Here is a 13,278-nt window from a genome sequence, read left to right as displayed (position 1 = left end):
GTCGCGGGTAGTCGGCCGGGGGCCACGGCAGAGGGAAGTGCAGCGGCGCAGGGGGCGGGGTCGGTTGGCGGCTTCGAGGCGCGTCCGGCACCTCTGATACTGAGCGCCCGCACAACGCCCGGTTAACCGTCGCGTACAATTGCGGCTGCCCATGCAGCAGGTTACGGCTGCGATTTTCACCGTTTGCTCAAGGTCCGACGCATAGGTTGGCGGGCCGCTTCTCCTGGATTCCCATGTCTCACGTCACCCGCCGCCGGCCCGATGGCCGGCTGATCCTGTTGCTCGGCGCGTTGGCTGCGTGCGGACCGATCTCCATCGACATGTACCTGCCGAGCCTGCCATCGATCGCGCAGGCTTTCCTGGTCAGCACGAGCGCAGCGCAGACGACGCTCACGAGTTTCATGCTCGGCTTCTCGATGGGGATGCTGCTATACGGACCGCTTTCCGATTCGTTTGGCCGTCGACCGGTGCTGCTGGGCGGCATCATCATGTATGCGCTGGCGAGCATTGCGTGCGGACTGTCGTTCTCGATTGGTTCGCTGGTGACGTTCCGCTTCGTGCAGGCACTAGGGGCGGGCGCAGCATCGGTGCTCGCGCGGGCGATTGCACGCGACGCGCACGAGCCGACGGATGCGGCGCGCGTGTTGTCGATGCTGGCGATCGTCACCTCGATCGGGCCGCTGCTGGCGCCGCTGATCGGCGGTCAGTTGTTGCTGCTGGGCGGCTGGCGGGTGGTCTTCGTTGCGCTGACGCTGTTCGGAACTGTGTGCGCGGCGACGGCATTCCTGAAGGTGCCGGAGACGTGGCCGCGAGAAAAGCGCAAGCATTCGGCGGTGCTGCAGTCGTTCGGGGCGTATGGAAAGCTGTTGCGCGACCCGGTGGCCTGGGGGCATATGTTGTGCGGCGGGATGGCGTTTGCCTCGATGTTCGCATACATCACGGCGACACCGTTCGTGTACATCGAGTACTTCCATGTTTCCGCGCAGCACTATGGGTTTTTGTTTGGGCTGAATATCGTCGGGATCATGTTCGGCAACTTCATGAACACGCGTTTGATTGGGCGCTTGGGATCGTTGCCGATCATTTCGTTTTCGGCGACGGTCAGTTGTGTGGCTTCCCTGTTCGTTTCTTTGGTCTGCCTGACCGGGTGGGGCGGGTTATGGTCGATCGTGGCGGGGCTGTTTTTCGTGGTTGGCGTGGTGGGGTTGTTGTCGGCTAATTGCACGACGGATCTGATGCATCGGTATCCGCATAATGCGGGAGCGGCTGCCGCGGTGTTTGGGGCTGTGCAGCTGGCGCTGGGGGCGGTTGCCAGTCTTGCTGTGGGTCTGTGGCAAGGGGCGTCGCCAACCGGCATGGGGGTCACGATTGGCGTGGCCGGCGTGCTGTGTTATTGCGGGCGGTTGCTGGTTGTGCGGTGGCATGGGAGGGGAGCGCCGGGGGCGGGGGTTTAGGTTTTTTTGCCTGCGGCGGCCTGGTTGTTTTTTTGGGGCGTTGGCCTTTTCTCGTGTTGTTATCGGGCTGTCTTGCCTGCGGCGCTTGGGGCTGTTTTCTTGTCGCGTTGGCCTTTCCTTGTATTGTTAGTGGTCTATTCGCTTCGCCCCTGTGCGGGGCAGCACCTACTTTCTTTGCCGCCGCAAAGAAAGTAGGCAAAGAAAGCGGGCTCACACCGCTAGCGCTTAGCGAGCCATCTCTCTCTTGAGTCGGAAACGGCCCAACACGAGAACAGCCTTCGCACAGCACGCACTAGTGACAAGGCAGTCATGCGTTCCAGCGTTGCGCTGCGCGCCCCGCCGTCGGGTATAAAGCGGCTCTGCTTAATTTGTAGGGATGCTAACTAAGTTGGCTTCTTTCAGGTGTTGCAGTCTGTAGGTTTTGCGTTTCGGGGTGTTGTAGTGTGGGGAGCTTTTGCGTTCCGCCAACGCCGGCCTTCCCGGGCAAACCCATCCGCGACGCACTGGTGCGGAGTGGGATGGATGAGCCCTTTGTCACTAAGGTGGGTGGTGCGAGAGAAGGTCTCGTGTTGGGCCGTTTCCGGTTCAAGAGAGAGACGACCTGCTAAGCGCTAGCGGTGTGAGCCCGCTTTCTTTGCCTACTTTCTTTGCGGCGGCAAAGAAAGTAGGTGCCGCCCCGCACAGGGGCGAAGCTAATAGACCGATAACAAAGCAAGGAAAGGCCAACGCCGTAGGCAAACAACCAAACACGACCTGACCAGACCACTAACAAATCAAGGAAAGGCCAACGCCGCAGGCAACCCACCGACCCCGCCGGCAAGGCAAAAAACAACCCCTAATCCCTCGCCGAAGAAGCCGCCCCATGACTCAACCAGTCGAGCACAGCAGTCGCATCATCATCCGCCCCGCTACGAGCCTTGGCGACAGCCTCAGCCACATCTTCACTAGGCACAGCCCGCCGAATAGCGACCCCAACAGCCAGAATATCAATCATCACCAGATGCAGAATCCGCGAAATCATGGACAACTGCGACTCGCGAATTTCAATGTGATCGGTCTCCAGCGCAACCGTAGCCCGTTTCGCCAACGGCGTATTGCTAGACGTAATCGCAATCACCTGCGCTCCAGCCTGCATCGCCACTTCCAGCACGCGCAGCAATTCAGGCGCACGTCCTGACTTCGACACTGCAACAATCACATCGCCCTTGCCAAGCAGCGCCGCCGACGCCGCCTGCATGTACAGATCGCCATAAGCAATCGTCGGGATTCCGAAGCGGAAGAATTTGTAGTGCGCATCCTGCGCGACAATATTCGAATTGCCGAGCCCATAGAACTCAATACGTCGCGCGCCGTTCAACAGATCGATCGCCCGCTCGACATGCTCGAAGTTCAAATGCTCGCGCAACTGCAGAATCGCCGAGATCGTGTTGTCCAGCACCTTCGCGCCAAAATCCGTTGCCGTGTCGCCCAGGTGCACCTGGCTGTGACTCACCGGAATCGTTCCGGTCAAACCCGTCGCCAGTTTCAGCTTGAAATCCGACAGTCCCTGGCAACCCAGCGAGCGGCAGAAACGGATCACCGTCGGCTGGCTCACGTCGGCCTTGCGCGCAATGTCGACGATCGGATCGTTGATGATCGAACGCGGATGATTCAACGCCAGATCCGCCACGCGCCGCTCCGCCGGCGTCAACGCATCACGCATCTGGCGGATCCGCTCGAACACCGCGGAGGAACTGCCGCCCGCGCGATTCGACAACTGCTCCGCCAGAATCGCGGAGACGCCGAGGAACGCCGGATACTCGGCGGTAATCACATAGGTGGGTACGTTCTGCAGATACGCCTCGAAGCGGCCCTTCGCCTCGAAGCGCTTGCGGAACGACGACCGCGCGAAGAACTCGCCCAGCCGCGGCACCACGCCGCCGCCAATGTAGATGCCGCCAAGCGCGCCCAGCGTCACCGCAATGTTGCCCGCGAAAGTGCCGAGGATGCCGCAGAACACGTCCACCGATTCCGCCGCCAGCGGCTCGCCCTCGAGCGCGCGCTTGACTACGTCGGACGTATCGAAGTTCGAGGGCACACGCTTCTTGTCGCGTGCCGCCAGCGCCCGATAAATCACTTCGATGCCAGGGCCGGCCGCGACGCGTTCGAACGACACGTGCGGCCATTTCTTGCGTGCGTACTGCAGCACCAGATCTTCGCGTTCGTCAGCCGGCGCGAAGGTGGCGTGGCCGCCTTCACTGCCCAGCGCAATCCAGCGGTCGTCGGCGGGAATCAGGCCGGAGACGCCCATGCCCGTTCCCGGCCCCAGCAGGCCGATCACGCTATGCGGCCGACGCGTGCCGCCGCCCACCTGCACGCGCTGCGAATCCGTCAGGCCCGGCAATGCCATGGCCAGCGCGGTAAAGTCGTTGACGACCAGCAACGTGTCGAAGCCCAGCGCGCGGCGCGTGGCTTCGATTGAGAAAGTCCAGTCGTGGTTGGTCATGCTGACCTGGTCGCCGTCGACCGGATTCGCAATCGCAATCGCCGCGTGGTTCACACGGCCGATCTTCGTGTCTTTCAGGTACTTCTTGATGACCTCGGCCACACCCGGATAGTCGGCGCACGGATACACCTGCACCTGCCCAATCTCGCCCGGCCCTGTCTCCAGTGCAAAACGCGCATTCGTGCCGCCGATGTCGGCTAACAGCCGCGGTCCGTCGGCGTGCTGCCCCGCGCCAGGGACAGCGTTACTTTTCACACCAGTAGACATCGAGTCTCACTCCCTTGTCGTTTGCCAACTGTGAGATGGCATTTTTTTGTGGCGCAGCGGCGGCGGCATTCAGCACATCCAGCTTGCGCGGTCCTGCAATCAACAGAAATAGCCGGCCCATCTGCTTCAACGCGGACATGGACCAGCTCACGCGCGCATGCGGCGCGCTGCCGGGATGGACCGCGACAAAGCGCTCGGGCGTCGTGATGGAAAAGTCCCACTCCGGCGAATCCGCGAAGATCGACGCCGTATGGCCGTCTTCGCCCATGCCCAGCACGGCGACATCCGGCAAGGTGCGGCGCGGGTCGGCATTCAGCGCGGCGACGTGCGCCTCGAGCGACTGGCTGGTGTCGACCAGCGGCCAGAAGGTCGCGCCTTGCGCGGCGTTTTGCAGCATCGTTTCGTGCGCAAAACGCGAATTGCTGGCGCTGTCCGTGTCGGGGACCCAGCGGTCGTCGACCAGCGTCACGACAATGCGCGACCAGTCGAACGGTTGCGTGGACAACGTCTGCAGGAACGGCCGCGGACTGCTGCCGCCGGACACGGCAAGCGTTGCATGGCCCGTGCCGGTAGCGGCCGCGGTTGCCTGAGCGGCGAGGGACGCGTGTAAAGCGTCGCCCACCGCTTTCGCCAGTGCGTCCGATTGGGCGCGCTGGTCGTCGAAAGCGTGAAGCTCGATCACATCTCCTCCGTACTGCTTTTTGTTGGGTCTGCGCAATATGCCTTGACGCACTGCAACGACTGCGTGCTGGACGCTGTCCGCTGCTGCCATTGCGCCCGTCAAGGTGCCACCCCGTTCAGTCCATCGTTCAGGTCTTGCAGGCGGCGCAAGCGGCGCGCGCGTTCAGGCGCGCCGCATCGCCACCTATCAGTTTTCTTCTTCGAGCCAGCAGGTTCCATGCTGCGCCAGCATCGCGCTCGACGCCGCCGGTCCCCACGTGCCTGCTGCATAAGGTTTCGGCGGCTTGTTGGCGGTCGCCCAGTCATTCAGGATCGGTTCGACCCAGCGCCATGCCGCTTCCTGCTCATCGCGCCGCACAAACAGCGCGAGCCGGCCATTGATCACGTCGAGCAGCAGACGCTGATACGCCTCCATCTGGCCTTCGCGGAAGAACTGGTCGAACGCGAGGTCGAGGTGGACACTGGCCAGGTTCATGCCCTCGCCGGGCTGCTTGGCGAGGCAATACAGGCGAATCGTTTCGTTCGGCTGCAGCCGGATCACGAGGCGATTGGCACCCGGGCGCAAGGCGGTGGGGCCGAGCGCCGAGTGCGGCACCGGACGGAAATTCACGACGATTTCAGCGACGCGGTCCGCAAGGCGCTTGCCGGTGCGCAGGAAGAACGGCACGCCGGCCCAACGCCAGTTTTCGATTTCAACCTTCAGCGCAACGAAGGTCTCGGTGCTCGTATTTTCCTTGACACCCGGCTCGCTGGCGTAAGCCGGCACCGAAGTGCCGCGGATGCCGCCCGCATGATACTGGCCGCGCACGGCGATCTTGCTGATGTCGCGCGGATCAATGGGCTTCAACGCGCGGAGGACGCGCAGCTTTTCGTCGCGAACCGAATCCGAGTCCATCGAATGAGGCGGTTCCATTGCCACGATCGAAAGCAGTTGCAGCAAATGGTTCTGCACCATGTCGCGCAGCGCGCCGGTGTTGTCGTAGAAGTCGCCGCGCGCTTCCACGCCCAGTTCTTCGGCAATCGTGATCTGGATGCTTTCCACCCACTCGCGGCGCCACAGCGGTTCGAACAACGCGTTGCCGAAGCGCAGCGCGAGCAGGTTCTGCACCGGCTCCTTACCGAGGTAGTGGTCGATCCGGTAGATCTGCTCTTCAGCGAAGATTTCGCCCACGGCGTCGTTGATCGCGTTGGACGACTTCAGGTCGTAGCCGAGCGGCTTTTCCAGCACGATGCGCGAATTCGTATTCAGGCCGACCGCGGCCAGCGCACGGCAGATCGGCACGAACAGCGAGGGACCGGTGGCGAGATAGAACACGCGGATGCCCGGCAGCCCGCTGACCGCGTCGCGCAGCAGCGCGAAGTCCTCGGCCTTGCCGAGGTCGAGCTTGACGTACTGGATGCGCTCGAGGAAACCGGCCCACGCTTTTTCATCGAGGCCGCCCTTGGAGACGTGCGGCTTGACGTGTTCGTTCACCCATTCGATATACCCTGCGCGATCTTCGACATGACGCGTCACCCCAACGATCTTGCCGCCTTCCGCCAGCATGCCCGCACGGTGTGCTTCATACAGTGCAGGCAGAATCTTGCGCATCGACAAATCGCCGGTCCCGCCGAAGAGAACGAAGGTAAAACTTGAATCGGTAAACATGAGTCTCCGTCGATATCCAGGGGGTCGCCCCAGGCGACCGTAGTCCGATAAAATTTTTTTTGACACTGAATTGTAGTTTAACTACAATCCAAATCAAGAGGTAGCGATAAATCGATGAAAAAAGCGTGCGTGCTTAGGCAAGATGCGCGTTTTCCCGAATCGGACCGCGTCCCTTCATGTTAATAGACATTGCGTTTTTGCACGTGTTAGCCGCCTTCGGGGCGGCACCTGCGCGGTGATGTCAGGGTTAACCTGTGAGGAACCTCGAGTCTGCCGCGCGCGACGCGGGCAGGCAAAAATCAAAAGAGGAGACAGTCAAGTTGCATCCCGAACCACTCATCTTCTGAGCTTCCTGCGGCCGAACGTCGGCTCGCCGGCACATGCGTGCGCATGCGTCTGCCCGAGGCTCGATCGCCCAGTGTTTTGCCTGTTTTGAACCAACCACAGCACCCTGGAGAATCAGGGGCCATTCGTTTTTTGTTCAGGTGTCTGGAGGAGATAAGCAATGAAATTTCGCGCGATCATGGGCGCTTTGTGCGCCGCAGGTCTGATGTGTGGTGTAACCGCAGTGCAAGCTGCCGAGTCGATCGAAGTGCTGCACTGGTGGACCTCGGGCGGCGAATCGAAAGCCGTCGGCGTGCTGAAAGACGACATGCAGAAGCAGGGCTACACCTGGAAGGACTTCGCGGTTGCGGGCGGCGCAGGTGCTGCGGCCATGACGGCATTGAAGACGCAAGTGATCTCGGGCAATGCACCGAGCGCTGCGCAGATCAAGGGTCCGCTGATTCAGGAATGGGCGGAGCAGGGCGTGCTGGTGCCGATCGACTCGGTCGCGGGTGACTGGAAGAAGAACCTGCCGCCGCAGATCGACAAGGTCGTGCACGCAGATGGTCACTACGTCGCAGCACCGTTCTCGGTGCACCGTGTCAACTGGATCTGGATCAACAAGGCAGCACTCGACAAGGTGGGCGCAAAGCCGCCTACCACGTGGCCGGAATTCTTCGCCCTGGCTGACAAGCTGAAGGCTGCCGGCATTCAGCCGGTCGCTGCCGGCGGTCAACCGTGGCAAGACCTGACGCTGTGGGAAGACGTGGTGCTGTCGCAAGGCAATGACTTCTACAAGAAGGCGATTGTCGACCTCGACCAGAAGACCCTGACGTCGCAGCAGATGGTCGGCGTGTTCGACACGGTCCGCAAGATCGAGTCGTACATGGACAACGGCCGTACCGGTCGTGACTGGAACCTCGCAACGGCCATGGTCATCAACGGCAAGGCCGGCATGCAGTTCATGGGCGACTGGGCGAAGGGCGAGTTCGCGAACGCGAACAAGACGCCGGGTACGGACTACATTTGCGCACCGGTGCCGGGCACGTCGAAGGGTTACACCTTCAACGTCGACTCGTTCGTGTTCTTCCAGCAGAAGGGTGCGAAGGAAGCCACGCCGGGTCAACTGGCGCTGGCCAAGACGATCATGAGCCCGGACTTCCAGGAGCAGTTCAGCCTGTACAAGGGTTCGATTCCGGTTCGTCTGGGCGTGAACATGGACAAGTTCGACGCTTGCGGCAAGCAGTCGTACGCGGATGAACAGACGGCCATCAAGGCTGGCGGTTATGTTCCGTCGCTCGCGCACGGTATGGCTCAGCCGGATGCAACGGCTGGTGCGATCACCGACGTGGTGACGAAGTTCATGAACTCGGACCAGGATTCGAAGAGCGCGGTTGAAGCGCTCGCGAAGGCTGCGAAGACGAAGTAAGCAAGGTAGCAGGGCGCCCGGTTGCGACTCCACGCGCAGCCGGGCGTTTGCCTCACGCATGAAGATGTACCCAGAGTCACAGCCGTTGCCAGCCAGTATCGCGCGATCACCGCGCTGAAACCGGCGGCACAGTTTCAGGAGTCGAGTAGTGACTGCTTCTCTTAGCGGAAACGGGAAATCCACGCGCACCGTGGCCCGCCGCACGTCGCCGATGGCGGCGCTCGCCGACCGCTGGATTCCGAAGCTGGTGCTTTCTCCCAGCATCGTGATCAGTCTGGTCTTCGTTTACGGCTTCATTGTCATCACCGGTTATCTGTCGCTGTCGAATTCGCGACTGATGCCACGCTACGATTTCGTCGGTCTCGACCGTTATCGGGAGTTGTTCGATAACGACGTATGGTGGACCTCCGCCGCCAACCTCGGCTGGTTCGGCATTCCGTTCATTGCGATTTGCGTCGCGCTGGGCCTGTTCCTGGCCATTCTGCTCGACCAGCGGATTCGCAGCGAAGGCGCCTTGCGCGCGGTGTTCCTGTATCCGATGGCGCTGTCGTTCATCGTGACCGGCACGGCATGGCAGTGGATTCTCAACCCGAATCTCGGCATGCAGAAGGTGTTGCACGACTGGGGTTGGACGAGCTTCCAGTTCGACTGGCTCGACAATCCGGACCGCGCGATTTTCTGTATCGTGATCGCAGCAGTGTGGCAATCGACAGGCTTCGTGATGGCACTGTTCCTCGCTGGTCTGCGCGGTGTTGATGCGGAAATTTTCAAGGCGGCACAAGTGGATGGCGCAACCTTGCCGACCATCTACCGCAAGATCGTGATTCCGAGCATGCGTCCGGTGTTTTTCTCGGTGCTGCTGATTCTCTGCCACATCACGATCAAGACCTTTGACCTCGTCGTCGCGTTGACGGCGGGCGGCCCGGGTACCTCGTCGTCGCTGCCGGCGATGTTCATGTACACGTTTTCGTTTAACCGCGGGCAACTGGGTGTCGGCGCAGCATCGTCGATGATGATGCTTGCAACCGTCGTGGCCGTACTCGTGCCGCTGATGTATATGGAATCGAGGAGCACGCGTAATGCAGCCTAAGATGACGATCAGCCGTGCCGTCATTTATGCGGCGCTGATTCTGTTTGCGTTGTACTTCCTGTTTCCGTTGTACGTGATGTTGTCCACGTCGTTCAAGGACATCGATCAACTGCGCACCGGCAACCTGCTGACGCCGCCTTCGCATCCGACTTTCGCGCCGTGGATCAAGGCATGGAGCCAGGCCTGTACGGGGGTGCGTTGCGACGGCATGGAGCCGTTCTTCATGAACTCAGTGCGCATGGTGATTCCGGCCGTGCTGCTCTCGTCGATCATCGGTGCGTTCAACGGCTATGTGCTCACGCACTGGCGCTTCCGCGGTGCGGACCTGCTGTTCACGATGCTGCTGGTGGGCTGCTTCATTCCGTTCCAGGCCATTCTGTTGCCGATGGCGCGTTTTGAAGGTTTGCTGGGCCTGTCGAACACGGTGAGCGGACTGGTGCTGGTGCACGTGGTGTACGGCATTGCGTTCACGACGATGTTCTTCCGCAACTTCTACGTGAGCATTCCGGCGGAACTGGTGAAGGCGGCGCGGATCGACGGTGCGGGCTTCTTCCTGATCTTCTCGAAGATCCTGCTGCCGGTTTCATTGCCGATTTTCATGGTCTGCCTGATCTGGCAATTCACGCAGATCTGGAATGACTTCCTGTTCGGTATCGTGTTTTCGGGCGTCGATTCGATGCCGATCACGGTGGCGCTGAACAACCTCGTGAATACGTCGACCGGTGTGAAGGAATACAACGTCGACATGGCAGGCGCGATTATCGCGGCGCTGCCTACGTTGCTCGTCTACATCATCGCCGGCCGATACTTCGTGCGCGGCCTGACGGCAGGCGCAGTGAAGGGCTAACCCAAAACGATTGCCGCAGCGCGCCGCGTGGCCGCTGTGGCGAGAACCGGCATCCGGCCTGCGCCGCCAGAGGGCGACGTACCTGAAGCTGTACCAGATACAAGAGGATTCACAGCATGGCAAGCCTTTCCATCCGTGACGTGTACAAGACCTACCCGAACGGGGTGCCGGTCCTGAAGGGTGTCAACATCGACATCGAAGACGGCCAGTTCCTGATTCTCGTGGGCGGCTCGGGCTGCGGTAAGTCGACGCTGCTCAACATGATCGCCGGTCTCGAGACCGTGACGAAGGGCGATATTCAGATCGACGGCAAGACGGTGAACAACCTGTCGCCGAAGGATCGCGATATCGCGATGGTGTTCCAGTCTTACGCGCTGTATCCGTCAATGACGGTGCGGGACAATATCTCGTTCGGCCTGGGTATCCGCAAGGTGCCGAAGCCGGAACAGGCACAGATCGTCGATCGCGTGTCGAGCATGCTGCAGATCCAGCATTTGCTGGATCGCAAGCCGGGCCAACTGTCCGGCGGTCAGCGCCAACGGGTGGCGATGGGGCGTGCGTTGGCGCGCGACCCGGTGATGTTCCTGTTCGATGAGCCGCTTTCCAACCTCGACGCGAAATTGCGTATCGAGATGCGTTCGGAAATCAAGTTGCTGCATCAGCGTCTGGGTACGACGATCGTGTATGTGACGCACGATCAGATCGAGGCGATGACCTTGGGCGACCGGATTGCGGTCATGAAGGATGGCGTCGTGCAGCAGTTCGGCGCACCGCAGGAAATCTATGATTCGCCTTCCAACCTGTTCGTGGCTGGGTTTATTGGCGCGCCGCCGATGAACTTTATCCAGGGCAAGCTGGTTGAGCAGGGTTCGGGCGTTGGCGTTGAGATCGATACCGGGGTGAATCGTTCCGTTCTGAATCTGCCGTTCAACACGCCTAAGGTCAAGGGGCATGTGGGCAAGGAAGTGATCCTCGGTCTGCGGCCGGAGCGGATCACGGATGCACGCAGCGCGCACAACGTTGAAGGTGGGCAGTTGCAGCCGATTGAAGTCAAGATCGACGTGATCGAGCCAACTGGTCCGGATACGCTGGTGTTTGCTCAGGTCAATGGCAAGCGTGTGGTAAGCCGTGTACACCCGGCTTCGGATCCGAAGCCGTTGACGAATATGACACTGCTGTTCGACGTGTCGAAGGCCGTGCTGTTCGATCCCGCTAATGAAGAGCGGATTGCTTAAGGGTTAGTTGCGGTAGGTTGAGTAAAGACGAAAAGAGCCCCATGCGTTGAGAGACGCGTGGGGCTTTTGTTTTTGGGCAGGGCAACCGACGATCGCTTCGCATCGGTCAAGCGAAGTTGAGCGACAGACGGTTGCAGGGTTTGGGCGTAAAGATTTACAAGTTCCTGTCGATATACTGACTGAAGTCTTTTGTCGGACGAATGATTGTGATCAGGCATCGACACTAACCACCCACCGCACTATGACCACCTTATCGTCATTGAACGTCAGCCTTCCGCCAACGGTAACCACGGTAACGCCAGTATCGAATACCGGGAGCAGCCTGAGTTCGACAGCCAGCGCCGCAGCGAAGGATGCAATCACCGGGAGCGGGTCGACCATCGTCACGATTCCCTCGGCGAGCGGCGAATCGCCCATCCTCTACACGCAGCAAGGAATCCTGGCGGGCGCGGAATCGACCGTCACCTGGGCTCACAGCAGTAACGATGCCGTGTCCCTCGCGATGGCGGGCGATTACCTGTCCGGTACGATGTCCGGCCAGTTCTACAACCTGGGAAGCGCGCTGCTCGATCGCTTCAAGACCACGGATAGCAATTTCTCGCAGTCGGTCACGGTCGCTTCAGCGGGCGCGACCAGTGCGCTCGGCGGATCCGGACAAGGTCCGCAAGGCGAAATCAAACTGACCGTTGTGACCGCTAGCGGCGTCAAGGTCGAGATCGATATGGATAGCGAGGATGGCACGCTCGCGGTCAACATGAAGAGTAGCGGGACGCTCAGCCCCGCCGAGCGAAGCGCTCTCGCCAAGCTCAGCGGCGGCTTCCAGCATGCGATCGACGGTCTGAATGCTTACCCGCCGAAGCTGGATCTGACCGATCTGTCGCAGTACGACACGTCGGTATTGTCGTCGGTGAATATGCAGGTCAATGTGACGGGCGACGGCGAACACAACCTATCAGCCAATATTTCCCTGAACGGCTCCGCGAGAAGCGTGAGCGTCACGGACCCGGACGGCACGATCAATCTTAAAGTCGATACGAGCAATTCCGCCATCTGGGGTTCGGGCAAGCAACGCGAGCAGGCTATTGCCAGCTATCTGGCGCAGTTCGACAACGCCAGCACGAAGGGTCACGGAAACGCCGAGTTGATGTCGATGTTCAAAGACGCATTCACACCGCTGAACAGCGACTATGGCACGTCGTCGCAACAGCTTCCCGGTACCGCCTATGTGCCGTGGCTCGCGCAATCGGACCACGCCATGCTGACGGGGCTGGCGGATTTCACCGGCTCGGTGACCGACATCCGTGTGTCGTCCAATCCGTTGCAGGAGAATCAAACGGATAGCTTTTCCTATCAGGTCTCGCAAAGCACCCGCACTCAAGGCGATTTGCAGAACGGGACGATTGCGCAAACCCAGCAGTCGCATCTGCAGGCGAGTTATCACGAGGGGTTATCCGGCGGACCGGTCCATCTCGGCAATACGTTAGCGTCGCAGAACTACAAGTACTTCCAGGTCGACGACGACGCGAGCAGCACGGTCAACATCGCGTCACAGCGCAACGAGTTACGTCAGACGTCGTTGAACCAGTCGTCCAGTCAATCCACGCGCCAGTCCGAGTATCAGCAAGGTGTATTGGTATCGGATACCACCACGCCGACGAGTACGTCCAGTTCGAAGGATCTGCTCAAGTTGCTGCAGCCTCTCGTTAGCGATAACGAGGCCGCAGAGAACACCGGCGCGTGGCAACAGGCGCTTTCGGGTGTGCACGCAATGGTTTTGCTGAACGCGAGCTGATCAGTGCGCGGCAAAGGGCCTGGCGG

Annotated in this window: 9 protein-coding genes; 6 read left to right on the top strand and 3 right to left on the bottom strand. The window is 60.6% G+C overall.

Translation table 11 applies throughout. From position 1 onward, the window contains the following. The first annotated feature begins 233 nt into the window (after window positions 1-233). Window positions 234-1,454: a Bcr/CflA family multidrug efflux MFS transporter gene (locus P3T43_RS22370; protein WP_429283221.1), complete on the top strand. Its 1,221-nt coding sequence runs from the start codon at window positions 234-236 to the stop codon at window positions 1,452-1,454. 835 nt (window positions 1,455-2,289) lie between these two features. Here P3T43_RS22370 and P3T43_RS22365 read toward each other — a convergent pair. The 3 genes from P3T43_RS22365 to zwf form a co-directional block, all read right to left on the bottom strand. Continuing rightward, window positions 2,290-4,206: a bifunctional transcriptional regulator/glucokinase gene (locus tag P3T43_RS22365; RefSeq protein WP_429283220.1), complete on the bottom strand. Its 1,917-nt coding sequence runs from the start codon at window positions 4,204-4,206 to the stop codon at window positions 2,290-2,292. Then, window positions 4,184-4,888 (bottom strand): 6-phosphogluconolactonase, encoded by a 705-nt coding sequence (pgl, locus tag P3T43_RS22360; protein ID WP_429283219.1) that lies wholly within the window; start codon window positions 4,886-4,888, stop codon window positions 4,184-4,186. The genes P3T43_RS22365 and pgl overlap by 23 nt, the downstream gene beginning before the upstream one ends. Window positions 4,889-5,074: 186 nt before the next feature. Next, complete coding sequence (gene zwf, locus P3T43_RS22355; protein ID WP_429283218.1) at window positions 5,075-6,535, bottom strand: glucose-6-phosphate dehydrogenase; 1,461 nt, start codon at window positions 6,533-6,535, stop codon at window positions 5,075-5,077. 505 nt (window positions 6,536-7,040) lie between these two features. On the opposite strand from zwf, the gene P3T43_RS22350 reads away from it, so the two are divergent. From P3T43_RS22350 to P3T43_RS22330, 5 genes are all read left to right on the top strand, one after another. Continuing rightward, window positions 7,041-8,288 carry an ABC transporter substrate-binding protein gene (locus tag P3T43_RS22350; protein ID WP_429283217.1) on the top strand — a complete coding sequence of 416 codons (1,248 nt, stop codon included), beginning with the start codon at window positions 7,041-7,043 and terminating at the stop codon, window positions 8,286-8,288. 148 nt (window positions 8,289-8,436) lie between these two features. Continuing rightward, complete coding sequence (locus P3T43_RS22345; RefSeq protein WP_429283216.1) at window positions 8,437-9,378, top strand: carbohydrate ABC transporter permease; 942 nt, start codon at window positions 8,437-8,439, stop codon at window positions 9,376-9,378. Further along, complete coding sequence (locus tag P3T43_RS22340; protein ID WP_429283215.1) at window positions 9,368-10,225, top strand: carbohydrate ABC transporter permease; 858 nt, start codon at window positions 9,368-9,370, stop codon at window positions 10,223-10,225. Before P3T43_RS22345 ends, P3T43_RS22340 begins: the two co-directional genes overlap by 11 nt. A 116-nt stretch (window positions 10,226-10,341) precedes the next feature. After that, complete coding sequence (locus P3T43_RS22335; protein WP_429283214.1) at window positions 10,342-11,460, top strand: ABC transporter ATP-binding protein; 1,119 nt, start codon at window positions 10,342-10,344, stop codon at window positions 11,458-11,460. Between the two features lie 241 nt (window positions 11,461-11,701). After that, window positions 11,702-13,252 carry a hypothetical protein gene (locus tag P3T43_RS22330; RefSeq protein WP_429283213.1) on the top strand — a complete coding sequence of 517 codons (1,551 nt, stop codon included), beginning with the start codon at window positions 11,702-11,704 and terminating at the stop codon, window positions 13,250-13,252. Window positions 13,253-13,278 lie beyond the last annotated feature (26 nt).

Origin of the sequence: Paraburkholderia sp. GAS41 (assembly GCF_050436545.1) — a bacterium.
Taxonomy (GTDB): Bacteria; Pseudomonadota; Gammaproteobacteria; order Burkholderiales; family Burkholderiaceae; genus Paraburkholderia.
The sequence above is the reverse complement of the archived record's forward strand: the minus strand, read 5'-3'. Positions and strand labels throughout refer to the sequence as shown.